This window comes from Variovorax sp. Root411, assembly GCF_001425205.1.
Classification (GTDB): Bacteria; Pseudomonadota; Gammaproteobacteria; order Burkholderiales; family Burkholderiaceae_C; genus Variovorax.
Map to the genome: position 1 here is coordinate 486,837 of NZ_LMDW01000016.1, position 22,125 is coordinate 508,961.

Below are 22,125 nucleotides of genomic sequence, written 5' to 3' on the forward strand. Positions count from 1 at the left end.
AGCCTCGCCGGGTTGTCCGAACAGGGCTTCGAGCTGGGCGACGGTTTCGATGGCGTGAGAGGTTGTCATGTGCTTTCTTGCCGGATGTTGGCGGATTGTGGCGATGCGCTCCAGCCGCAGGCCAGCGCCATCAGCGCGAGCAGCAAGGCAGCCACGCCGTAGATCCATGCCGGCGACGCAACCGGCAGCAGCAGGCCCGCGATCAGCGGCCCGGCGCCGGCGCCGGTGTCGCGCCACACCGAGCGCGCAGCCAGCGCCTGCACGCGCTCCGGGCCGGGCGTGCGGCGGGCCACGATGGGCGGCAGCAACGGCAATTGCAAGGCGCGCAGCACCACGATCAGCGCCGCGCAGCTCCACAGCCAGCCAAGGCCGAAGCCCACGAGCGCGATGGAGGTGATGAGCGACAGGCCCACAAGCAGGCGCTCCGCGCCGAAGCGCTCCGCCATGTGTCCGCCGACCGGGCTCAGCAGGATCTCCGCCAGATAGCGCAGCGCCATCAGCACGCCGGCCACGATCACCGCGCCGCCCGGCAGCAGGTCCTTGCCGAGGTAGGACAGGCCGATGATGAAGAGCCCGTCGAGCGCCAGCCCTTCCATGAAAGACCAGCCATCGAGGCTGTTGGGCCACGTGAAGCGCCGCCTCGGCTTGCCGACAGGGTGCGGCGCCGCCGGCAGCCTTCGCGTGACGAACCACGCGAGCAGCGAAAACACCGCGAGGATGCCGAAGATCGCGCGCGGCCCGGCCCAGTGCGCCAGCAGCGCGCCCAGCGGCAGCGCCAGCACCGGCCCCATCGCGATGAAGGCGCGCGAACGTCCGTTGCGCCGCGCCGCACCCACCGGGTCGGCCGTGGCCAGCGCCTGGGTCGACAGGTTCAGCGCCGCGAAGCACAGGCCCCACGTGAGCCGCAGCGGCAGCAGCGCCCAGAAACCCGAGAGCGTGGCGTAGCCCAGCCCGCACACAGCCGCCGCCAGCACGGCGATGGTGCAGGTCAGCCGGTCGCCATTGCGGGCGTAGAAGCGCGCGACGAAACCGTAGCCCGTGATACGCACCAGCCGGTTGGCCGCGAGCAGCATGCCGGCCTCGGCGAGCGTCACGCCGAACTGGTTGGCGTACATCGGCAGCAACAGGTAGAGCACCACGTCGGCCGGCAGTGAAAGGCCGAGCGCCATCGCCGCGTGGCGGGAATTCAGGTCGGTGGACGTGGGGCTGGAAGCGGGTTGGGTGCGAGACATCGAGCCCTGATGGTGCGCCGCCGCCTGCCCCGCCGACAAACGACATTAACGCTTGTCATGCGTGAGAAAATTGCACGCATGCCGCTTCGAGAGCCTCCCCTCAACGCCGTGCGCGCCTTTATCGCCGCGGCACGCCACCTGAGTTTCACCCGTGCGGCGCTCGAGCTGCACGTCACGCACAGCGCGGTGAGCCGGCAGATCAAGAGCCTGGAAGAGTTCCTCGGCGTCGCGCTGTTCGAGCGGCGCATCCGGCAGGTGGCGTTGACTGCCGAGGGACAGCAGTTCTTCGCGGAGGTGGCGCCGGCGCTCGCGCAGATCGGCGCGGCGGCGCGGGCGCTGCAGTCCCAAGGCCCGGCACGCGCGGTGCGGATCAACGTGCGACCCTCTTTCGCGGTGCGCTGGCTCATTCCGCGCCTGCCCTCCTTCGTCGAGCACTTTCCAGAGATCGAGCCGCAGGTTGTCACCAGCACCGTCATGCCAGAAGAAGCCGTCGGCAGCTTCGACATCGCGGTGCGTCGCGGCCTCGAAGGCTGGCCCTCCTCGATGGAGGTGCAGCCCTTTCTCGAAGACGAGGTGCTGGTGGTTGGCGCGCCGGCGCTGTTCAAGGCACATCCGCTGCCCGACCTGCGCGCGCTCGCCTCGCATGTGCTGCTGTCGGCCCGCACGCGCAAGGACGACTGGGACGCCTGGAAGAAGCAGGTCGGCGCACCGCGCACCCGGCCGGCGGGCCGGCTGCAGTTCGACCACCTGCACTTCGTGCTGCAGGCCGCGGTCGACGGGCTTGGCATCGCACTGGCACCGACCTCGCTGGTGGCGCACGACCTGGCCTCGGGCCGCCTGCAGTCGCCGCTGCCCATGCTGCGCATGACGCTGGAGCGGTACTACTACGGCCTGGCGCCCGGTGCCGCGCCGGAAGCGGCGTACGTGGCTGAGTGGTTTGTGGAAATGCAGGCCCAGGGCGCCTAGCTAGAACAACGAAGCCATTCCGTTCGGCCGCGCATCCTCGATATCGAGCATGCGCAGCTTGGTCAGCGCGCCGCCGCCGGCCGAGAAGCCGCCCGGCTTGTTGCCTGCCGCCAGCACCCGGTGGCAAGGCACCACGGGCGCGAACGGGTTGTGGCCCATGGCTTGGCCGACTGCGCGCGACAGGCCCTTGTCGCCCAGCTCTTCGGCGATCTCGCCATAGGTGCGAGTCTGCCCGGGCGGAATGCGCCGCGCGATCGCGTAGATGCGCTGGTGAAACTCCGACACACCGCGCATGTCGAGCTCGATGTGGCCCAGGTCGTCGTGCACGCCCTGCAGCAGGCCCTGGATGGCGGCGATGGCGCGCTGCGCCGTCTCGCTCGGCGGGCTTTCGCTCAGTTCCGGGAAGCGTTGCTTCATCCGCGCCCGCGTGGCGGACTCGCCCTTGTCGGCAGGCAGTTGCACGCCGACCAATCCACGCGGCCCCCACGCCAAGGCGCACATGCCGATGGAAGTCTCGAACAAGGCAAAACCGGTCATGACTTTTCCTGCAGCGAATGCTGGCGTGACGCCAGCACCGCGCCGAACCACAGAGCCATCGCCGAGGCCACCAGCCCCCGCGCCAGTCCACCCGGGCCATCGGAAATCCAGCCCGTGACGGTCGGCCCGACGATCTGCCCCAGCGCAAAAACGATGGTGAACATGCTGATGCCCTGACCCCAACGCGCCGCCGGCAGGTTGTGGCGCACCAGAGCGGTGGTCGAGGCCACCACCGAGAGGAACACTGCGCCGAACAGCACGCCCGAGACCAGCGCCACCGGCGCCGACGCACTCAGAACTGGCAGTAGCGTCGCCAAGCCGAGCAGCCCGTTCAGCAGCGCCTGCGGCTGCCCGCCGCGATAGCGGTCGAGCAGCCCGGCCCACAACCGCGACGACGCTACGCAGGCGATGCCCAGCAAGGCATAGAACAAAGTGACGAACGAGGCGCTGGCGCCCTGCTCCCGCAGCAGCGCGATCACGAAGGTCATGTAGCCGATGTAGCCCATGCCGAACAAGGCATAGCCCGCCAGCGCCCAGCCGAAGCGATGCAGCGGGAACGGCGCCGCCGTGCCGGTCGAGCCAGCGGACGCCGCAGGCGCTGGCCGGTCGGGCATCGCGCGGCCGGCCCAGGCCAGCAGGCAGGTAGCGGCCGCACTTGCGAGCGCCAGCGCCCACCACGCCCAGGTCCAATTGTGTGGCACGCCCGAGGCCGCGCGCAGCACCTGCGGCACAAGCAGCGCCGACAACAGAATGCCGAAGCCGGTGCCGCCGTAGTAGATGCCCAGCAACAAACCACCGCGCGAAGATCCCGCCTCGCCAAGCCGCGCCGCCAGCAGCCCGCCCGCCACGAATACCCACGCGCTGGCCACTCCGGCCAGCAACCGCTGCAGCAGCAGGGCCGGCGCATCGGTCACGAAGCCGCTGCCTGCCATGAAGATGCTGGCCAGCACCGCACCGACCACCAGCAGCCGCGTAGTGCCGAAGCGCCGCATCAGTGCCGGCGTGATCAGCGCGCCGAGCAGGTAGCCGACCGCGTTTGCCGTGTTCATGCCGCCGGCCAGTGCATAGCTCCAGCCCAGGTCGGCGCGCATCGGCGGCAGCAGCAGCGCATACGCAAAGCGGGTGATGCCAAGTGACACCGCTGCGCCCATCGACAGCGCGAACGCGAGCCGCAGCGTGGGCTGCACGGGGGCGGAGGAAGTGAGCGTCATCGACATCGGAGCGGGCAAGCTTGCCATTCTGCGGCAGGCGCCGCCGCCTTGCCCGCACCCGCGCGGGTCAACCCGCGCCAGGCTCCGGGTCGGCATGCAGCAGATGCCGCTCCAGCAGCACAGCCACGTGCACCGCCTCACGCTGCGCGCCGTCGCCGATCTGGTGGCGGCAACTGGTGCCGTCGGCCACCACGATGGCACCGGGCTTCGCGCGGATGGCCGGCAGCAAGCTGGCCTCGGCCATCTGCATCGACACCTCGAAATGGCTGGCCTCGTAGCCGAAGCTGCCGGCCATGCCGCAGCACGAGCTTTCGATGAGTTCGGGCTGCGCGCCGGGAATGAGCTTCAACACGTCCATCACGGGGCTCACCGCGCCGCAGGCCTTCTGGTGGCAGTGGCCGTGCAGCAGGATCGGTGCTTCGGCGGGCTTCAGTGCGATCTCGAAACGGCCCAGCCTGATCTCGCGCGCGATGAACTCCTCGAACAGCAGCGCATGCTTCGCCACCATCTCCGCCTTTTCGCCGAAGCCCATCACCAGCGTTTCGTCGCGCAGCGTGAGCAGGCACGAGGGCTCGAGTCCGACGATGGGCACGCCTGCCCGCGCAAGCGGCAGCAACGCATCGATCAGCGCCTCGGCCTTCTTCTTCGCCTCTTCGACCATGCCGCTCGCCAGGAAGGTGCGGCCGCAGCAATGGTGCCCGCCGCGCTTCTCGACCGTGTGCAGCACATAGCCCGCCGCCTGCAGCACGCGCGCGGCTGCAAAGGCGTTCTCGCTTTCGAAGGTGCCGTTGAAGGTATCGACGAACAGCACCGCCGCCTTGCCGCCGCGCCGCGCAATGGCCAGCGCGACGTCGCGCTCGACGAACAGGCCGGGCTCGTTGGCCTTGCTGCGCCAGAAGGTGTCGCTGCGCCACGCGGGCAGCGAGCGCTTCGCCGAAAAGCCCAGCAGCTTCTCGCCGAGCCACGCCGCACCGGGCACGCTGTTGCGCAGGTTCAGCAGCCACGGCATGCGGCTGGCCTTGTGGGCGTAGTCGGGCAGCCTGGCCACCAGCTTGTCTTTCAGCGTGTGGCCGTGGCGCTTCTTGTAGTGGTCGAGAAACTCGACCTTCATCTTCGCCATGTCCACGCCCGTCGGGCAGTCGCGCTTGCAGCCCTTGCAGCCAACGCACAGGTCCATGGTGTCGTGCATGGCCTCGCTGGTGAAGGCGTCGGGGCCCAGCTGGCCCGACAGCGCCAGGCGCAGCGTGTTGGCACGGCCGCGCGTCAGGTGCTGTTCGTCGCGCGTCACGCGGTAGCTCGGGCACATGGTGCCGGCGTCGAACTTGCGGCAGTGGCCGTTGTTGTTGCACATCTCCACGGCCTTGGCGAGGCCACCGGTGCTGTCGCCGCCGGTGCCCGGTGCGGTGGTTGCCTCGGTCACGGGGTCGGCGTCGACGTTCCAGCCGGACCAGTCGAGCACGGGCTTGAGTTCGATGCGGCGATACGGTTTGGGTGCGGTGGGCGGGGCGAAGCGGAACAGCGCACCGTCGTCCATGCGCGGCGGGTCGACGATCTTGCCGGGGTTGAACAGCCCTATCGGGTCGAGCTGCTGCTTGATGGCGCGGAAGGCCTCGTTGATGGCCGGCCCGAACTGCCATTCGATCCACTCGCCGCGGCACAGTCCGTCGCCGTGCTCGCCGCTGAAGGCGCCCTTGTACTTGCGCACCAGAGCGCTCGCTTCTTCGGCAATGGCGCGCATCTTCATGGCGCCGTCCGTGCGCATGTCGAGAATCGGCCGCACATGCAGCGTGCCGACCGAGGCATGCGCGTACCAGGTGCCGCGGCTGCCGTACCTGGCGAACACCTCGGTCAGCGCGTCGGTGTATTCGGCCAGGTGCTCGAGAGGCACCGCGCAGTCCTCGATGAAGCTCACGGGTTTGCCGTCGCCCTTCAGGCTCATCATGATGTTGAGGCCGGCCTTGCGCACTTCCCACAGGTTCTTCTGGCGCGCGTCGTCGGGCATCTCGACCACGCTGCCGGGCAGGCCGAGGTCGCCCATCAGTTCGATGAGTTGCTTCAGCTGCGGCAGCAGCGCCGCCTTGTCCAAACCCGAGAACTCCACCAGCAGGATGGCGGCCGGCTTGCCGATCAGCGCGGTCTCCACCGTGGGCCTGAAGGCCGGGTTCGCGAGGCTCAGCTCGATCATCGTGCGGTCGACCAGTTCCACTGCGGTGGGCCCGAGCTTCACGATGTGCTGCGCCGCGTCCATCGCCGCATGGAAGGTCGGAAAGTTGACGATGCCCAGCACCTTGGCACGCGGCAGCGGCGCCAACTTGAGCTTGAGGTTCTTCGTGTAGGCCAGCGTGCCTTCGGAGCCGATCAGCAAGTGCGCGAGGTTCACGCTGCCATCGGCCGTGTAGGGCCGCTCGCTCTGGTTGTCGAAGATGTCGAGGTTGTAGCCCGCCACGCGGCGCGTGACCTTCGGCCAGTGCTCCGCGATCTGCTCGCGATGCTGGCGCGCCAGGCCGCGCACGAACTGCGCAATGCCCGCCGCGCGCACGCCCAGCGTGGCGACGGGGCCGAAATCGACCAGTTCGCCGCTCGACAGCCACGCGCTCGCGCCCAGCACGTTGTGCACCATGTTCCCGTAGGCAATGGAGCGCGAGCCGCAGGAGTTGTTGCCCGCCATGCCGCCCAGCGTGGCCTGCGCGCTGGTCGACACGTCCACCGGATACCAGAGCCCGCGCGGCTTGAGCTGTGCGTTGAGATGGTCGAGCACGAGGCCGGGCTCGACGGTGGCGGTGCCCTCCTCCACATTCAATTCGAGCACGCGCCGGAAGTGCTTGCTGTTGTCGATCACCAGCGCCGCGCCGGTGGTCTGCCCGCACTGGCTGGTGCCGCCGCCGCGCGCGAGCACCGGCACCTTCAGGTCGCGCGCGATGTCGATGGCAGCGGCGATGTCGCGCTCATTCGTCGGCACGAAGGCGCCAACCGGCGTGATCTGGTAGATCGACGCATCGGTGGCGTAGCGCCCGCGCGAACCGTCGTCGAACAGCACCTCTCCTTGCGTGTCGGCACGCAGCCTGCGCGCGAGCAACTCGCAGGTGTCGTTGGGCGGAAGAACGGTTCCGGCTGGCTGCATATGGCTGGCTGGGTCGATGCGCATGGTGGTTTTTATGGAAAGCTCAACTCGACTTGGCCGAGGGATAGATCTCGCCGGCGCGCAGCAGCTCCAGCACGGTGTCGCGCTTGCGCAGCACGTGGGCCGCGAGCACCTTGCGCATGGCGGCCGCGTCGCGCCTGGCCAGCGCATCGATCATCTGTTCGTGCTCTTCGACGGCGTGCTTCCACTTCGCCTCGTTCTGGTTGGTGCGAAAGCGCAGCGACTGCACGCGCGCGTTGATGGAGCGGTAGGTGTTCGACAGCACCGGGTTCGCCGCCGCCTCATTGATGGCGGTGTGGATGCGTGCGTTGAGGCGGTAGTAGCCCGAGAGATCGCGCCGCGCGAAGCAGGCCAGCATTTCGTAGTGCAGCGCACGCACCTCGGCCAGTTCCTCGTCGGTGATGCGCTTGGCCGCCAGTTCGCCCGACATGCCCTCGAGCATCGCCAGCACCTCGAAGGTGTCGAGCACGTCGGCCTCGGTGAGCTTCACCGCCACCGCGCCGCGGTTGGGCAGCAGGTCGACCAGCCCTTCGGCCGCGAGCAGCTTGATGGCCTCGCGCAGCGGCGTGCGCGACACGCGCAACTGCAGGCACAGCTCGCGCTCGTTGAGCTTGGCGCCAGGTGCGATGAGACCTTCGACCAGCATGGTGCGCAGGCGCGCGGCCACCTGGTCGTGCAAGGCGAGTCTGGAGATTTCGATGATGTCGGCTGTCATGGCTTCTTCCTTGATTGCATTTTGAATGCAAAAAGAAGTGCCAACAACCCAGATGACCAAGGGTAAACCATCAAAGGAAAATGATTTTTGAATGCAAAACTGAATGCGAAAGGACAGTCCATGCTGCAACTCGACATCCATCCCACCGGCCGCCACTTCCTCCAGATTCCCGGCCCCAGCCCGGTGCCCGACCGAATCCTGCGGGCCATGAGCCTGCCCACCATCGACCACCGTGGGCCCGAGTTCGGCGCGCTGGGTTTGAAGGTGCTCGGCGGCATCAAGCAGGTGTTCAAGACGAAGCACCCGGTTGCGATCTATCCCGCATCGGGCACTGGCGCCTGGGAGGCCGCACTCGCCAACACGCTGAGCCCCGGCGACCACGTGCTGATGTACGAGACCGGCCACTTCGCCTCGCTGTGGCAGAAGATGGCCACGCGCCTCGGCCTCTCGACCGAATTCCTCGCGCTCGCCGGCACCGATGCGCAACTGCCGAACGCGCCCAGCTGGCGCCGAGGCGTGCAGGCCGGACTCATCGAGGCCCGCCTGCGCAAGGACACCGAAAAGAAGATCAAGGCCGTGTGCGTGGTGCACAACGAAACCTCCACCGGCGTCACCTCCGACATAGCCTCCGTGCGCAAGGCCATCGATGCGGCCGGCCACCCTGCCCTGCTGATGGTCGACAGCATCTCCGGCCTGGCGAGTGCCGACTTCCGGCACGACGAATGGGGCGTGGACGTCACCGTCAGCGGATCGCAGAAGGGCCTGATGCTGCCGCCGGGCATCAGCTTCAACGCGCTCTCGCCGCGCGCGCTCGATGCGTCGAAGAGCGCCAGGCTGCCGCGCGCCTTCTGGGCCTGGGACGAGATCGTCGAGATGAACAAGGACGGCTACTGGCCCTACACGCCCAACACCAACCTGCTCTACGGCCTCTCCGAATCGCTCGACATGATCCTCGGCGAAGGGCTCGACAACGTCTTCGCGCGCCACCAGCGCTGGGCCGCGGGCGTGCGCGCGGCCGTCGATGCCTGGGGCCTGCCGATCCAGTGCGCGGACCCGGCCGTTTACTCGCCCGTGCTCACCGGTGTGATCACACCCGAAGGCGTCGATGCCGACGCGCTGCGCCGCCTGATCCACCAGCGCTTCGACCTCTCGCTCGGCACCGGCCTGGGCAAGCTCAAGGGCCGCATGTTCCGCATGGGCCATCTCGGCGACAGCAACGACCTGACGCTGGTGGCCATGGTCGCGGGCGTCGAGATGGGCATGAAGCTCGCGGGCATCAAGCTGGCCGGCAGCGGTGTGCAGGCGGCGATGGACCATTTCGCGAACCACACGGCGCCGGCCGCGCTGCAGAAGGCCGCATAGGCACGCAGCGCCACCGGCGCTGCATCGGCATACGGCGCCGACGGCGCGCATCGGATTCACACCCACGACGGAGACAAGAAGATGCAGAGACGTTCGTTGATCCAGGCCGCGGGCGCCGCGGCCGCCACGCTGGGCGTGCCCCGGCTCTTCGCGCAGGAGTGGCCTTCGGGGCCGGTGCGCATCGTGGTCGGTTTCCCGCCGGGCGGCGGCACCGATGCGCTGGCCCGCGTGGTCGCGCAGAAGCTCACCGTCATGTGGGGCCAGCAGGTCATCGTCGAGAACAAGGGCGGCGTGGCCGGCGTGCTCGCGGCCGACTACGTGGCGCAGCAGCCCAGCGACGGCAGCACGCTGCTGATGGCCCACATCAACAGCCACGCGCTCGCGCCCAGCCTGCAGCCCAAGCTGCGCTACAACGTGGAGCGCGACTTCGTGCCGATCGTGCTGGTGGGCGTCACCCCCAACCTGCTGATCGCCAACCCGGGGCAGAAGGCGCTCACGGTGAAGGACATCGTGGCCGCCTGCAAGGCCGCGCCGGGCACGCTGAGCTTCGGTTCGGCTGGCGCGGGCTCGGCGCAGCACCTGGCGCTGGAGATGTTCAAGCTGCAGGGCGGTGTCGACGCGCTGCACGTGCCCTACAAGGGCAGCGGCCCGCTGCTGGCGGACCTGATGGGCGGACAGATCCAGTACAGCTTCGAGACCATGACGGCCGCCACGCCGCACGTGAAGAACGGCCGCGTGATCGCGGTCGCGCAGACCCGCACCAAGCGCGCGAAAGGACATCCGAACGTGCCGACGATGCAGGAGCAAGGCTTCCAGGGCTTCGAGGCGACGACGTGGTATGGACTTGCCGGACCGGGCAAGCTGCCGGCGTCGATTGCGCAGAAGGTCAATCGCGACGTCAACACGGTGCTCGTGATGCCTGATGTGCAGGAGCGACTCGACACCTATGGCGCGGAAGACGGCGGCGGTTCGCAGGACAAGTTCAGGCAGTTCATCAGCACGGAAATCGCGAAGTGGGCGAAGGTTGTGAAGGACGGCAACGTTCACGTCGAAAGCTAGGGACTGATTGAAATGAAGTGCGTCGTTCGGGGTGCGCTCACGCCGACGGGGTGCCTTGCTCCGCGAATGTCCCCCGCTTCGCTCCTCCTTTATTTCGCTGGGCAAGGCACCCCATCGGCGTGATCGTGTTCAGAGCGGTCGTTGATCAGCGATATACCAGCAGCGTGCCCTCGTGCGCAGGGCGTCGGGTGACTCACGCAGCGAAATAAAGGAGGAGCGAAGCGGGGGACATTCGCGGAGGGAGTTACCCGATAACCCCCGAACGCGCCAAACAGAAACTGGGAAGATCCAGAACATGACCCCATCCCAGACCGCCCTCACCGACGCACTCGTGGCCGCGCGCCGCGGCAACCGCACCCTCGACGCCACGCCCTGGACCGACGCGCTCGAAACCGACGGCCAGGCCTACGAAGTGCAAGACGCCGTCGCGGCCGCGCTCGGTTGGTTCGACGGTCGGCCCGTGCCCGGCACATGGAAGTCGGGCGGCGGTTCGCGCAGCGCAACGCTCACACATGCGCCTCTGCCTCCTGCCGGCGTGCGCCAGAGCCCGGCGAACTTCAGCGACCTCGTGTTCCACGCGCCCGGCATCGAGGCCGAGATCGCCCTGCGGCTCGGGCAGGACGTTACGCCGGCACAAGCAACGCAGCTCGATCACGACAACACCTCATCGCTCATCGACGCCATGACCGTGTCGGTCGAAATCGTCGACTCCCGCTGGCAAGACCTCGCCGGCACGCCCGCCCTCCTTCGCCTCGCCGATTCGCAGGTGCACGGCGCACTCGTGCTCGGCGAATGGACGCCCTACGCCGCCGTCGACTGGGCCTCGCAGCGCTGCGAAACGAAGGTCGGCAACGCAGTGACCGTGGTGCGCGAAGGCACGCATCCGCTGGCCGACCCCGCGTGGCTGCTGCCGGTCTGGCTGCGCCACCTGGCCCGCCACGGCAAGACCGTTCCTGCGGGCACGGTGGTCACCACCGGCTCGTGGGTAGGCATCGTGCCCTGCCGGCGCGGCGATCAGGTGACGGCGGAGTTTCCGGGCATCGGTGCCGTCAGCCTGATCGTGTAGCGCCCGCCGAACTCAGTGCTGCCGCGTGATCAGATCGATCCGCGCCCCCTCCGCAGGCATGAAGAACTCGAACCGGTCGCGCCCCGCCGCCTTGGCGTTGTAGAGCGCCGTATCGGCCCGCGCCAGCAACTCCTCTGCGTTGACGGAGGAATCAGCCGCGCGGTGAAACGCGATGCCGACGCTGGTCGTCACCTTGACGCGCTGGCCGTCCACCGTGAAGGGCGGCGTGTGGATGCGCTCCACGATCTTTTCCGCAACGGCGGCCGCGGTGTCCGGTGCGGTCAGGCCTTCGAGCACGAGCACGAACTCGTCGCCCGCCAGCCGGGCCACCATGTCGGTGCCGCGCACGCAACCCAGCAGCCGCCGCGCATATTCGGTGAGCACCGCATCGCCCACCGCATGGCCCATCGTGTCGTTGATGGCCTTGAAGTGGTCGATGTCGAGGAACATCAGCGCCATGGCATTGCCCGCGAGCCGCCCGCGCAGCACCGCCCCGGGCAGGTACTCGTTGAACGCCAGCCGGTTGGGCAGGCCGGTGAGCGTGTCGAGCCGCGCCAGCTCGATGAGCTTGTGCTCCACCACCTTCAGCGCCGTGATGTCGTGCGCCAGCGAGAAAATGCCGTGCGTCATGCCGTCTTCGCGCACATCGGGCACGTAGGTGACTTGCGTGATGCGGTCGAAGCCCTGGCGCTGCATACGGGCCTCGAACTCTGCCCGCTCCCCGCCCAGCGCCCGCGCGAGCATCGGCTGGCGCGACTCGTACACCTCGCGGCCCAGCACATCCTGCACCTGGCGACCCAGCATCTGGGCCGGGTCGAGCCCGAGCCATTCGCGGCTGGTGGCATTGGCGAAGGTGATCTTCTCGTCGCGGTCGATATAGGTGATCAGCGCCGGCATGTTGTCGGTGATGGCCCGCAGCCGCAGTTCGCTCTCGGCCAGGCGCAGCTCCGCTTGCTTCAGCGCCGTGATGTTGAAGGACATGAGGTAGAAACCGACGACCTCGCCGCGCAGGTTCCTGTCCGGCATCAGGTTGGCCTGGAAGTACCCCTCTCCGCCATGCATGGGAGCGCGAACCGGAAAACGCACCTTCTTGCCCGAGAACACCACAGGCAGGTAGGGCTTGAGCTGCGCATGCACCGCCTTCCCGAGAGCCGAGCGCAGGGTCGTGCCCTTCAGCGAAGCGCTCTCGTCCAGCCCCGCCGTCTGCCGCGCCCTGACGTTGGCGAACAGGCAGTTCTGCTCACGGTCGAAATAGCCGACCAGCGCCGGAATGTTGTTGGTCACGTCGCGCAGCCGCTTTTCCTGCTCGGTCAGGGCCCTGCGGATGTTCACGTCCTCGGTGATGTCGAAGGTCATCGAGAACACGCCGCGCACCACGCCGTCGGTATCGATGTCGGGAATGTAGTGGGCCTTGAACGTGCGATCGCCAATGCCCAGCGCAGGGTCGCCGGACTTCTCGAGGATCACGGTCTCGCCGGCCAGCGCGCGCTGGAAGCTGGGCTCCACCATCGCGAAATCCGAGGGGCCGCGCACCTCGGGCATCAGGCGGCCCACCAGCGTCTTGTCCTTGTGCAGGGCCCGCACGTGCGCATTGACGAAGGTGTAGCGCATCGACGCATCGACGTGCGACACCATCGCCGGGATGTTGTCGGCAATGATGCGCACCTGAGCCTCGCTGTGTGCAAGGCTGAGCTCGATGGCGCGCCGCTGCACCATCAGTTCGTCGAAGGTGCGCGAGAGATCGCCGATCTCGTCGAAGGCATAGGTGCGCGCCGCCGCAGTCCCGGTAGGCGCGTCCTGGGTGGATTGCATGTGCCGGTGCAGATCGGACAGCGGCTTCAGCTGCCGGCGCACCACTGCCAGGGCCAGCGCGCCCGCGGTCAGCGCCAGCGCCAGCGCCCCGAGCCACGCACCGCGCTCGATGGCGTTGATGCCCGCGAAGGCCTCGCTGCGCGGGTACATGGCGCCGACGATCCAGTTCGCCTGCTCGGCGCGGTCGAAGGCATAGAGGCCGCGCACGCCGGCTTTGTTGACGCCCTCGCTCGAGCCCTGGAAGCCGGCCAGCGCACGAAGGACCTCGGGGTCGCCGCCGCCGTTCGCCTGAATGTGGTTCAGGATGCGCGAGGTGTCCGGATGGTCGACCACGATGCCATCAGCGGTCGTCACGAACAGATAGCCGGTCTTGCCGAACTTGATGTCGGCGAGCGCACCCAGGATGTTGCGGTCCTTCAGGTTGATGGCACCCGAGATCACGAACCTCACCTGCCCTGCTTTGTCGAGCACCGGCGCGGTGATGGCCACCTGTGCCAGCCCGTTGAGCCGATTGCGGTAAGGCTCGGACACGAGACCGGCCCGGGACGCAACCGTTCGCTGGAAATAGGGCCGGTCCTTCACGTTCACGGTACCGATGCGGTTCGCACCGTTGAGGTTGGCCACGAGGTTGCCGTCCATGTCGAGGAAGGCGACGTTGTCAAAGGCCTGGCGCAGCGAGGCGTGCCTTTCAAGGAAGGCCTGCAGCGGCGCGGTGTCCTGAAAGTCCTGCGCTTCCACGCTGTCGCCGAAGGTCTGCAGCAGGATCAGCCGGCTGCCGAATTTCTGGTCGATCGAGTCGGCGATGGCGCCCACACGGGAGAGCTGCTCGGCCGCGATCGAAGCTTGCATGCTGCTCTTGACGAAGTGCAGAGCGAAGGTGGCAATCGCGAAGGTTGCCGTCAGGACCACCGCCACCACACCGAGGCTCAGGCGTGTGTGCAAACCGAACCGGAATTTCGAGAAGCCTGTTTGAGTCATTGAACTGATCGGACCGGTACATTGCCGGAGGGAATTTCCGGACAGTATCGGTGCGAACTACGCACCGGCAAAGGGCTTGGATGCAGGGCGCGGCGAACCGCCCGATGACCCGGGAAAAATGATCACCTTCGCCTTACTTTCATGCAAGAAGGCCCTGGTCTACCTGGCGAACATCTGGAGCCCCCGACCGTGCACGCGGGGCGATCAGCGCATCGGCGAGGCTGTCCACGCGTTGCTCCGCGCGCCGCATCGACTGGGCAAGCTGCTCGCCGCCGAATTCGTCGGACTCCACCGCCGCCTCGAACACTTCGGTAATGCCGATGTAGCCGAGCGCCGAACGCACGCTGCTCTCCGCGTGGTTGAGGTGCGCGACGCGCCCGCCCGCGCCGTAGCCATGGTCACCGCGCGCGCCCAGCAGCACCACGCGCTTGCCCGCCTCCGCCAGCAGCGGCCAGTACGGCACCGCGCCGCGCGAACGATCGAAGCCGAAGGTGCGGCCCACGCGCACGATGTTGTCGATCCAGGCCTTGAACTGCGCGGGCACGCTGAAGTTGTACATGGGCAGGCCGATCACGACCACGTCGGCGGCAATGAGCTGGTCGACGAGCCGGTCGCTCTCGGCGAGCGCCTCGGCCATCCATGGCTCGCGCGCGGCCGGCGGCGTGAAGGCCGCGTGGATCCAGCGGCCGTCGACGTGTGCGGGTGGCTGCCGGCCCACGTCGAGGTAGTCGATGCGGTCGGCGGGCCGCGCTTGGTGCCAGCGCTCCACGAAGCGTGCAGAGAGGCGGCGCGTGTGCGAGCCGTGGAGATCGGTGTCGGAACGGCCCGGTCGGGCGCTGGCGTCGATGTGAAGGAGGTTCATGGTCATGGTCTTGATGGATGAATTGGTATCTTTCGTTCAGCGCGGCCAGAATGATGCGCAGGCCTTTAATCTAGGTTCACGATCCGCTCATCACAAACGACGATTTCTCCCCGCATGAACGAGATTGGCTCATCCATCCGCCCTCCGCGGCGACTGCCTCCCCTGCTCTCGCTGCGCGCCTTCGAAGCTGCGGCCGCGCACTTGAGCTTCCAGCGCGCGGCGCTCGAGCTGTCGGTCACGCCGTCGGCCATCAGCCACCAGGTGCGTGCGCTCGAAGACACGCTGGGCCAGCCGCTGTTCCGCCGGCTCACGCGGCAGCTCGCGCTGACGCCAGCGGGCCAGCGGCTGTTTGCCGACCTGCGCATGGGCTTCGACATGCTCGAAGCCGGCGTCGACAGGCTGCGCCGCCCCGCTGCGTCGCAGGCCGTCACCCTCACAACCAACACCGCATTCGCCGCGCGCTGGGTGCTGCCGCGCATGGAGGCGTTCCGCAAGGCCTGCCCGGGAGTCGAGCTGCGGCTGCATGCGAGCGATACCTTGGTCGACCTGGCGCGCGGTGACGCCGACATCGCGGTGCGCTCGGGCCACGGCAACTGGCCGGGCCTGGTGTCGCGCGAGCTGATGCCCGAGCGCTATGCGCCTTTGTGCAGCCCGATGCTGGGCCTGAAGCGCGCCTCGGACCTGCCGAAGCACCAGCTGATCCACTGCGACTGGCAGCCGCAGGCGCTTGCGCCTGCCGTGTGGACACGCTGGTTTCGCGAAGCCGGCATCGCGCCGCCGAGGGGGCGCGCGATGAAGGCTTCGGGCCTGTCGTTCTCCGACGAGACACACGCGACGCTGGCCGCGCTTGCAGGACATGGCGTTGCGCTGCTGAGCCTCACGCTGTCGGCCGAAGAGCTGCGCAGCGGCGCGCTGGTGCAGCCCTTCGGGCCTGCGCTCGACACCGGCAGCTACTTTCTGGCGGTCGCGCGCGGCAGCGAGAACGAGCCGGCCGTGCGGGCGGTGTGGGAATGGATTGCGTCGCAGGCCGCACCGGAGCTGCGTTCGCGAGGCTGAGGACAAGCTGGACGCAGAACTTGCAGGCTGTCGCAGTTCTCGTGGAGACTCGCGTTCCAACAACAAAGTGAGGAGAAGTCATGACGAGGTTTTCCCGCATCCCCCTTGCCATCGCAACAGGCGCGCTTCTTGTAATGGCTTTGGCTTCATGCGGAGGGGGCGGCGGGGGTGGCGGAGGCGCAGGCATCGGCATAGGCCTGGGTACGGGTTCTGGAGGAACAACACCAGTCACCGGCGTCGCCGAGCTGCCGGCACGCGAGGCCCTTATCGCCCGCGCGAGAACCTTCGAACTCGACACGCCCTACGTGCCGCCGCCCGGCGACCCCCTGGAGCACAACACCTCGGGCTACGCCAAGACGATGTGCTCCGCCGCATTCATCACCGGCCTCGATCCCGATTTCGCGGTCGAGAGCGTGGGCTACTTCACCGGCCCCTACGACCAGCGCAGGAAGGTCGGCACGCCGGTGGTCGACCGCGACAAGAAGGAAGTCCGCATCGCCATGCCCAATGGGCCGACGCTGGTGGCGCGCTACTACGGTTCGCAGGGCTGCATCACGCTGCCAGCCGGCAACGACGGCGTGTTCTTCACGCCGGTGGCCGTCAAGAGCGCCCTGCCCGATCCCTCGACCCAGCCGTGGCCCATGGGCGACGTGACGCCCGCCGGTCCCGCGCCCGGCATCGACACAGCAAAGGTGGGCCAGGCAGTCGACGCGGCCTTCGAGCTGCCGGAGGCCTACACCGCAGCCTTCGTCGTCACACACAAGGGACGCATCGTCGGCGAGCGCTACAGGAACGGCATCACGGCGACCACGCCGCTCGAATCGTGGTCGATGGGCAAGAGCGTGACGGCGACGATGCTGGGCGTGCTGATGAAGCAGGGCGAATACCGGCTCGACCAGCGCGCGCCGATTCCCGAGTGGCAGGCCGCCGGCGACAAGCGCCAGGAGATCCGGATCGCGGACATCCTGCACATGTCGAGCGGGCTGCGCATCAAGGCGCCGGACGACCCGGACTTCGACCCCAACGGCACCTACCCCGACCACACCTATCTCTACACCGGCCGCATCAACTCGTTCAACTACGCGGCCACCCGCCCGCAGCAGTGGCCGCCCAACACCGTCGGGCGCTATCGCAATACCGACCCGGTGCTGGCGAACTACCTGATCCGCCTTGCCGTCGAGAAGCGCGGCGAGGAGTACCTGTCGTTCCCGCAGAGAAACCTGTTCGACAAGATCGGCATCCGCACGATGACCCTGGAGACCGATCCGTATGGCAACTTCCTCGCGCAGGGCTATGACTTCATGTCGGCACGCGACTGGGCGCGCCTGGCCAACCTGTATCTGCAGGACGGCGTCTGGAATGGCGAGCGCATCCTGCCCGAGGGTTTCGTCAAGTTCGTGAGCACCCTTGCACCGGCCTGGGCGGCCGACAAGCGCCCGATCTACGGCGGGTTCTTCTGGTTAAACGGCACGAGCACGTGGCCGGTGCCGACCACGGCGTACTACATGCTGGGCGCGGGTGGGCAGACGGTGCTGATCGTTCCCTCGCACGACCTGGTGGTGGTGCGTCTGGGCCATGACAAGGGAGAGCGGGCATCGGCCACGAGCCTGCGAAAGGCGCTGTCGCTCTTGATGCAAGCGGTGCCCAGTTCGTCATGAGCGAGAGAGACCTCCTCGTTTCCCACTTCTGGAGCGGTGACGCCATCCGCAGCCGAAGCGTGAGCGAGGTCGTGCTGGCAAACACGCTCGACGTGCTCGCCCCCCCTGCGCGCCTGCTTGCGGATTGGGAGAGAGAAATTTCTTCGAACCTGGCGCTGGAACCCGGCGACGTAGAGGCGCTGCCCCTGGCCCGGGCGCGTGCACGCTGGCCGGACTACCGGCTCTGCGTGCAGGCCGTATCCGACTGGACGCGCACGCTCGGGCTGCCCGAGGTGCTTGCCTCCAGCGACGTCGCCCTCATGGCCTGCCGCGGCGCGAGGTACCACCATGACGGTGCGCAATACGGCGGCGCGGCTTTCTGCAACCTCTTCGTGAGCGAAGACATGGGGCTGGACTTGCACTTCCCCTCTGAAGGCCGTCGTATCCCCCTTGTCCGGGGTACGGCCGTGATATTCGATACCGGCCAGCCTCATGGCGTCATCCGGCGCGGTAGCGGTGGCTTCGATGCGGCCGATTTCGTATCCGGCCAGGATTGCACGCAACTGTTCCTGACCTGGGAGCTTCCGATCGAAGACGTCCATGTCGCACGCGCTCTTCAGATCACTTTCGACGTCGATCCGTCGACCTCGTCACAACTCGAGGAAGAGCAAGTCCGGTTGAATGGCGTGCCTGCTGCCGTGTGCCCGAGTACCGGTCGGTGGCGTAGCGGCAGCTGACCGTCAGCGATTGAATGGAACCGCCAGTTTCTTCAGGCACGCATTGACCGCCTCGAGCGGGGCATTTTCGTGACAGCGCGCTGCCGCCTCGCGGGCAACGGCTTCGCTCAAGCGCCGCTCCCGCGCGGCCTCGACCTGGAATTCGACGACCCACATCATGAGCATGGCCATCATGATCAGCAGGCCGATCAGGGCGGCCACCAGCGTCATGCGCCAGTCCTGAACGCGAAAGATCGACGCTGCGGACTTGCTCGCCACGGGTGCAGTAGGTTCTTGCAAAGCCATCTAGCGCGGAAGGTCCGGAAAGACCCACATGCTCAAACCAAGAATCAGGCCGGCGCCCAGCGACACGATGGCCGCGGTCATGAGCATCGATGCTGCAACGATGCTGGGAACCCGAATGGCCCCGACCACGAAGGCGACGGCCGCCAGGATGCACAGGAGCACCGACAACCAGGCCACGTATGCCGGCCCGAGCCGGGGCGCCAAAGGTTCGTCCGGGCTGATGTCAGGCAGGAACGGGGTGCGCATGAATTGCCTCCTCTTGCAAGATATCGCGGCGGATCGGCTCAGGTTGACCTTGGGTCAAGATCCTTCGGATCCGCTTGCAACTGCCCCCGAACTTCACCGAAAAAGTTATCCGGAGAGGTTATGAAAAATATGCGGCGGGGCTAAGGGAGTAGTTCGCAAACATGGCGCATGAAGAGCCGGTGCAGGCAGAAAGCTCCAGTGCCTGAGCAATATTTGACAAATGTCAAAGCCCGGCCCGACCGCGTCGAAGCACTGGTGGGAGAGTTGCGGTTTTCCTGAAGAAGCTTGAGGTCAGGCCGAGCGGAGCTGCTCGCGCAGCTTCTGCCCGATCTCCGGGCGTTCCAGGAACGGGTCGGCCGGATTCGTGATGGAGACGATGTTCTCCATGCGGCTCTTCACGTTGCCCAGCGCCTTCGGATGGCTGAACACGTAGAACTGGTTGGCGCTGATGGCGTCGAACACCTTGGCCGCGACTTCGGCCGCCGTGATCTTGCCGCTGCTCACCGCCTTGTTGCTCATGGCCTGGCCGATGAGCTGGCTCTTGGTGAGCTCACTGTCCTTCGGTGCATTGGGCCGGTTGCGCTCGCTGCTGGTGATGCCGGTGGGCACGAAATACGGGCACAGCAGGCTCGCGCCGATCTGGTCGGTGACGAGGTTCAGGTCCTGGTACATCGTCTCCGTGAGGCTCACGACCGCGGCCTTGGCCGCGTTGTAGATGCCCATGTTGGGCGGCGTGAGCAGGCCGGCCATGCTCGCGGTGTTGGTGATGTGGCCGCGATAGCTCGGGTCTTTGGCTGCCGCTTCGAGCATCATCGGCGTGAACAGGCGTACGCCGTGGATCACGCCCCACAGGTCCACGCCGAGCACCCATTCCCAGTCGGCCACGGTGTTCTCCCACACCAGGCCGCCGGCGCCCACGCCCGCGTTGTTGAACACGAAGTGCGGCGCGCCGAAGCGTTCCTTCACGGCCGCGGCCAGCGCTTCCATCTGTGCCGCGTTCGACACGTCGACCTTGCGCGCCAGCACCTGCGCGCCAGCGGCTTCCATTTCTGCCTGGGCCTTGTCGAGCGCATCCTGCTGCACGTCGACCAGCACGAGGTTCATGCCGCGGGCGGCGCCGATGCGCGCGCACTCCAGGCCGAAGCCCGAGCCCGCGCCGGTGAGAACGGCGGTCTTGCCCTTGAAGTCCTGAATCATTGGGTGCTTTCCTTTGGTTGACTCTGCTTCGGCTATTGGAACGCTTTGCACAGTGGTTGGCTGTCGTTCGTGTGACGCGCGCCGCGAGCGGTTTGTGGCGGGTCCAAGCCGAAAACTTGCTCCTGCGTGACATAGAACCAGCCAGTTGACGATAGACAACAGTGGCAACAGCCACGCCCGCGTACAACGCTGCGCCATCAACAAACAGGGAGCGTAGCGAATGGAACGAAAGATTCTGGTGGTCGGCGATCCGCCGGCACCCGGCGGCATGGTTCTGCCTTATGAAGGACCGATGCTCGATCTGCATGGACATCGGGTCGCCCTGATCGGCGGCAGGGCCTACTGCGAGGGCTGCAACAGCGTGGGCATCATCATGAAAGCCGGAGGGCCGCGACGCCCCGAATTCATGTCGGAGGCAGCGCTGGAAGGCGATGTGGTGGTCTGCCACTGCCCCGTGCCGCAGCCCATACTTTCCATGCTGCAACAAACGGCGACATATGACGACGGGGCATGGCATGCCGTTGGCTCCGACGCAGCATCGCCGGCTACATTCTTGGTGTTGTGGCGAAGGCATCCATATGAAATACATCTTCAGGCCTTTGCTCGTCGCCGCCGTGCTGACGAGCTCAAGCGCCATGGCCTGCAAGCCTGTCGTGGTGACAAGGCTTACTTTCGCCGAGGGTTCCGCCGACCTTGAGCCGGCTCAGATCGCGAAGCTGGCGAATTTCGTTGACCGAGCGAACTCGACCTTCACCAAATACCTCGAGGTTTCGATCGATGGAGGTGCCACCGTCAAGACTCCGGGCAGGACGCCCGGTGAAGCGGCCCGACTGGCAGAACAGCGAGCCCGAAAGGTGACCCAGGCATACAGGCAGTTCCAGCCGAACGAGATCAAGCTGGAAACCACTTCGAATATTTATGAAGACAACGGGATGTCGAGGGAAGCAGGCAACGACTTTGTCGTAGTCCAGTTTCACCCCGACTACGAGGCACTGAAGCTGCCCGACTGCTCTCCTGTCCCGATCCCGGGATTCAAGCGTTAGGCATGGCGTCGCCAGCCACGGCGAACGCCTCTAGGCATCAGCCTTCTTCAGCACATACCCGATACGCGGAAAGTGCACGTGCACCGTGCCCACCCGCTCGTTGCTGCGCTCCAGCGTGTAGTGCGTGCGCGTGGCCGCCACCAGCGTGCCCGGTGTTTCTTCCAACCCGAAGCTCTCGGCGCGGATGGTGACGGCGCTGCCGAGCGGAATGCCATGGTCGTCCTGGAAGGTACTGTCGGTCAGCAGCGTGTGCGGCACCGCGGCCTTGGCGACGGCAATGGCCTCGTCGCTCGTGAACTTCACGGGCACGCCATGGCCGATGGCGGCCATGCGGTCGAGCCAGTCGACCACCGCGGGCGTCAGGTCGAGGATGGTGCGAACCGACTCGATGCGGCGCGTGTACCAGAGCGGGTGATAGGCCGAGAAGTCGGCGATGGTGGGCACCTCGCCCAGCAGGTAGGGTTTCTCGTCGAGCATGTCCGACAGGCGGCGCAGGTACGACTTGTAGGCGCTGGCGGCATCGGCCGGGCGCAGGCGGGTCATGTTGCTTGCGCTCATCTTGCCGCGGTCTTCGCCGAAGGCCTTCGCGGCTTCGGGCGGGGCCTTGGCGAACACCTCGGCCGCGCCCTTGGGCTGCAGGCTCCAGGCCATGGCGGACCAGAACAGCGTGGTGTCGGCCCACTGCGCGAGGATGCGCGACATGCCTTTCTCGGGCTCCGGGTACAGCGTGGGTTCGGGTTGCAGATGCTCCAGCACGTCGGCGATGAGCGCGCTGTCGCAGTACATGTCGGCGCCGATCTGCAGGAACGGCGTCTTGCGATAGCCGCCGGTGAGCACCTCCACGTCGGGCTTGGGCATGATCGGCGGGATGAAGACCGATTTCCACGGCAGCTTCTTGGCGCCGAGGATCATGCGCACCTTCTCCGAGAACGGCGAGGTCAGGTAGTGGTGGAGGATCAGGTCGGCCATGGTGTTTCCTGTG

General features: G+C 67.0%; 19 protein-coding genes. 8 read left to right on the plus strand and 11 right to left on the minus strand.

Annotation, left to right across the window (positions count from 1 at the left end; genetic code table 11):
- Positions 1 to 65: 65 nt before the first annotated feature.
- A complete protein-coding gene (locus ASC92_RS18900; protein WP_056518554.1) occupies positions 66 to 1,232 on the minus strand; it encodes an MFS transporter in 1,167 nt (388 codons plus the stop codon).
- Between the two features lie 78 nt (positions 1,233 to 1,310).
- Here ASC92_RS18900 and ASC92_RS18905 point away from each other — a divergent pair, with 78 nt between their 5' ends.
- On the plus strand, positions 1,311 to 2,198 hold the full coding sequence (locus ASC92_RS18905) for a LysR substrate-binding domain-containing protein (protein WP_056518556.1): 888 nt from the start codon (positions 1,311 to 1,313) through the stop codon (positions 2,196 to 2,198).
- Here the strand turns inward: ASC92_RS18905 and ASC92_RS18910 are convergent, their stop codons facing one another.
- From ASC92_RS18910 to ASC92_RS18925, 4 genes are all read right to left on the minus strand, one after another.
- Positions 2,199 to 2,735, minus strand: coding sequence for a methylated-DNA--[protein]-cysteine S-methyltransferase (locus ASC92_RS18910; protein WP_056518558.1), 537 nt, complete (start codon positions 2,733 to 2,735; stop codon positions 2,199 to 2,201).
- Positions 2,732 to 3,946 carry a YbfB/YjiJ family MFS transporter gene (locus tag ASC92_RS18915; protein WP_235505891.1) on the minus strand — a complete coding sequence of 405 codons (1,215 nt, stop codon included), beginning with the start codon at positions 3,944 to 3,946 and terminating at the stop codon, positions 2,732 to 2,734. The genes ASC92_RS18910 and ASC92_RS18915 overlap by 4 nt, the downstream gene beginning before the upstream one ends.
- A gap of 67 nt (positions 3,947 to 4,013) precedes the next feature.
- A complete protein-coding gene (locus ASC92_RS18920) occupies positions 4,014 to 7,091 on the minus strand; it encodes an FAD-binding and (Fe-S)-binding domain-containing protein (protein WP_056518561.1) in 3,078 nt (1,025 codons plus the stop codon).
- A 19-nt stretch (positions 7,092 to 7,110) separates the two neighbouring features.
- Positions 7,111 to 7,803 (minus strand): GntR family transcriptional regulator, encoded by a 693-nt coding sequence (locus ASC92_RS18925; RefSeq protein WP_056518564.1) that lies wholly within the window; start codon positions 7,801 to 7,803, stop codon positions 7,111 to 7,113.
- A 120-nt stretch (positions 7,804 to 7,923) separates the two neighbouring features.
- Between ASC92_RS18925 and ASC92_RS18930 the strand changes: the two genes are divergently transcribed.
- The 3 genes from ASC92_RS18930 (at position 7,924) to ASC92_RS18940 (ending at position 11,290) form a co-directional block, all read left to right on the plus strand.
- Positions 7,924 to 9,165 carry a pyridoxal-phosphate-dependent aminotransferase family protein gene (locus ASC92_RS18930; protein ID WP_056519134.1) on the plus strand — a complete coding sequence of 414 codons (1,242 nt, stop codon included), beginning with the start codon at positions 7,924 to 7,926 and terminating at the stop codon, positions 9,163 to 9,165.
- Between the two features lie 81 nt (positions 9,166 to 9,246).
- Positions 9,247 to 10,224 carry a Bug family tripartite tricarboxylate transporter substrate binding protein gene (locus ASC92_RS18935; protein WP_056518566.1) on the plus strand — a complete coding sequence of 326 codons (978 nt, stop codon included), beginning with the start codon at positions 9,247 to 9,249 and terminating at the stop codon, positions 10,222 to 10,224.
- Positions 10,225 to 10,519: 295 nt separating this feature from the next.
- On the plus strand, positions 10,520 to 11,290 hold the full coding sequence (locus tag ASC92_RS18940; protein ID WP_056518568.1) for a 2-keto-4-pentenoate hydratase: 771 nt from the start codon (positions 10,520 to 10,522) through the stop codon (positions 11,288 to 11,290).
- Between the two features lie 12 nt (positions 11,291 to 11,302).
- Here the strand turns inward: ASC92_RS18940 and ASC92_RS18945 are convergent, their stop codons facing one another.
- Both ASC92_RS18945 and ASC92_RS18950 read right to left on the minus strand, forming a co-directional pair.
- On the minus strand, positions 11,303 to 14,080 hold the full coding sequence (locus tag ASC92_RS18945; RefSeq protein ID WP_056518570.1) for a diguanylate cyclase domain-containing protein: 2,778 nt from the start codon (positions 14,078 to 14,080) through the stop codon (positions 11,303 to 11,305).
- A gap of 139 nt (positions 14,081 to 14,219) precedes the next feature.
- Entirely contained in the window at positions 14,220 to 14,948 is a 729-nt protein-coding gene (locus ASC92_RS18950; protein ID WP_056518572.1) for an FMN-dependent NADH-azoreductase, read from the minus strand.
- 108 nt (positions 14,949 to 15,056) lie between these two features.
- On the opposite strand from ASC92_RS18950, the gene ASC92_RS18955 reads away from it, so the two are divergent.
- The 3 genes from ASC92_RS18955 (at position 15,057) to ASC92_RS18965 (ending at position 18,372) form a co-directional block, all read left to right on the plus strand.
- A complete protein-coding gene (locus ASC92_RS18955; RefSeq protein ID WP_056518574.1) occupies positions 15,057 to 15,998 on the plus strand; it encodes a LysR substrate-binding domain-containing protein in 942 nt (313 codons plus the stop codon).
- 134 nt (positions 15,999 to 16,132) lie between these two features.
- Positions 16,133 to 17,656, plus strand: coding sequence for a serine hydrolase domain-containing protein (locus tag ASC92_RS18960; RefSeq protein ID WP_235505893.1), 1,524 nt, complete (start codon positions 16,133 to 16,135; stop codon positions 17,654 to 17,656).
- Positions 17,653 to 18,372, plus strand: coding sequence for a hypothetical protein (locus ASC92_RS18965; protein WP_056518578.1), 720 nt, complete (start codon positions 17,653 to 17,655; stop codon positions 18,370 to 18,372). Before ASC92_RS18960 ends, ASC92_RS18965 begins: the two co-directional genes overlap by 4 nt.
- Before the next feature lie 3 nt (positions 18,373 to 18,375).
- On the opposite strand, the gene ASC92_RS18970 is transcribed toward ASC92_RS18965, so the two are convergent.
- The 3 genes from ASC92_RS18970 to ASC92_RS18980 all read right to left on the minus strand — a co-directional run bounded on the left by ASC92_RS18970 (position 18,376) and on the right by ASC92_RS18980 (position 20,100).
- Positions 18,376 to 18,582, minus strand: a complete 207-nt coding sequence (locus ASC92_RS18970) for a general secretion pathway protein GspL (protein ID WP_082519654.1) — start codon at positions 18,580 to 18,582, stop codon at positions 18,376 to 18,378.
- Between the two features lie 75 nt (positions 18,583 to 18,657).
- Positions 18,658 to 18,903 (minus strand): hypothetical protein, encoded by a 246-nt coding sequence (locus ASC92_RS18975; protein WP_056518583.1) that lies wholly within the window; start codon positions 18,901 to 18,903, stop codon positions 18,658 to 18,660.
- Between the two features lie 291 nt (positions 18,904 to 19,194).
- Positions 19,195 to 20,100, minus strand: a complete 906-nt coding sequence (locus tag ASC92_RS18980) for an SDR family oxidoreductase (RefSeq protein ID WP_056518585.1) — start codon at positions 20,098 to 20,100, stop codon at positions 19,195 to 19,197.
- Between the two features lie 578 nt (positions 20,101 to 20,678).
- Here ASC92_RS18980 and ASC92_RS18985 point away from each other — a divergent pair.
- A complete protein-coding gene (locus ASC92_RS18985) occupies positions 20,679 to 21,143 on the plus strand; it encodes a hypothetical protein (protein WP_056518587.1) in 465 nt (154 codons plus the stop codon).
- 30 nt (positions 21,144 to 21,173) lie between these two features.
- Here ASC92_RS18985 and ASC92_RS18990 read toward each other — a convergent pair whose 3' ends face one another.
- Positions 21,174 to 22,112 (minus strand): glutathione S-transferase family protein, encoded by a 939-nt coding sequence (locus tag ASC92_RS18990; protein ID WP_056518589.1) that lies wholly within the window; start codon positions 22,110 to 22,112, stop codon positions 21,174 to 21,176.
- Positions 22,113 to 22,125: the final 13 nt, after the last annotated feature.

Excerpts from the sequence above, each read along its gene's own strand:
- ASC92_RS18945 (WP_056518570.1), bottom strand. The coding sequence starts at position 14,080 with ATGACTCAAACAGGCTTCTCGAAATTCCGGTTCGGTTTGCACACACGC.
- ASC92_RS18965 (WP_056518578.1), top strand. The coding sequence starts at position 17,653 with ATGAGCGAGAGAGACCTCCTCGTTTCCCACTTCTGGAGCGGTGACGCC.
- ASC92_RS18940 (WP_056518568.1), top strand. The coding sequence starts at position 10,520 with ATGACCCCATCCCAGACCGCCCTCACCGACGCACTCGTGGCCGCGCGC.
- ASC92_RS18905 (WP_056518556.1), top strand. The coding sequence starts at position 1,311 with ATGCCGCTTCGAGAGCCTCCCCTCAACGCCGTGCGCGCCTTTATCGCC.
- ASC92_RS18935 (WP_056518566.1), top strand. The coding sequence starts at position 9,247 with ATGCAGAGACGTTCGTTGATCCAGGCCGCGGGCGCCGCGGCCGCCACG.
- ASC92_RS18950 (WP_056518572.1), bottom strand. The coding sequence starts at position 14,948 with ATGACCATGAACCTCCTTCACATCGACGCCAGCGCCCGACCGGGCCGT.
- ASC92_RS18920 (WP_056518561.1), bottom strand. The coding sequence starts at position 7,091 with ATGCGCATCGACCCAGCCAGCCATATGCAGCCAGCCGGAACCGTTCTT.
- ASC92_RS18915 (WP_235505891.1), bottom strand. The coding sequence starts at position 3,946 with ATGACGCTCACTTCCTCCGCCCCCGTGCAGCCCACGCTGCGGCTCGCG.
- ASC92_RS18970 (WP_082519654.1), bottom strand. The coding sequence starts at position 18,582 with ATGACGCTGGTGGCCGCCCTGATCGGCCTGCTGATCATGATGGCCATG.
- ASC92_RS18980 (WP_056518585.1), bottom strand. The coding sequence starts at position 20,100 with ATGATTCAGGACTTCAAGGGCAAGACCGCCGTTCTCACCGGCGCGGGC.
- ASC92_RS18930 (WP_056519134.1), top strand. The coding sequence starts at position 7,924 with ATGCTGCAACTCGACATCCATCCCACCGGCCGCCACTTCCTCCAGATT.
- ASC92_RS18985 (WP_056518587.1), top strand. The coding sequence starts at position 20,679 with ATGAAATACATCTTCAGGCCTTTGCTCGTCGCCGCCGTGCTGACGAGC.
- ASC92_RS18910 (WP_056518558.1), bottom strand. The coding sequence starts at position 2,735 with ATGACCGGTTTTGCCTTGTTCGAGACTTCCATCGGCATGTGCGCCTTG.
- ASC92_RS18990 (WP_056518589.1), bottom strand. The coding sequence starts at position 22,112 with ATGGCCGACCTGATCCTCCACCACTACCTGACCTCGCCGTTCTCGGAG.
- ASC92_RS18960 (WP_235505893.1), top strand. The coding sequence starts at position 16,133 with ATGGCTTTGGCTTCATGCGGAGGGGGCGGCGGGGGTGGCGGAGGCGCA.
- ASC92_RS18925 (WP_056518564.1), bottom strand. The coding sequence starts at position 7,803 with ATGACAGCCGACATCATCGAAATCTCCAGACTCGCCTTGCACGACCAG.
- ASC92_RS18900 (WP_056518554.1), bottom strand. The coding sequence starts at position 1,232 with ATGTCTCGCACCCAACCCGCTTCCAGCCCCACGTCCACCGACCTGAAT.
- ASC92_RS18955 (WP_056518574.1), top strand. The coding sequence starts at position 15,057 with ATGAACGAGATTGGCTCATCCATCCGCCCTCCGCGGCGACTGCCTCCC.
- ASC92_RS18975 (WP_056518583.1), bottom strand. The coding sequence starts at position 18,903 with ATGCGCACCCCGTTCCTGCCTGACATCAGCCCGGACGAACCTTTGGCG.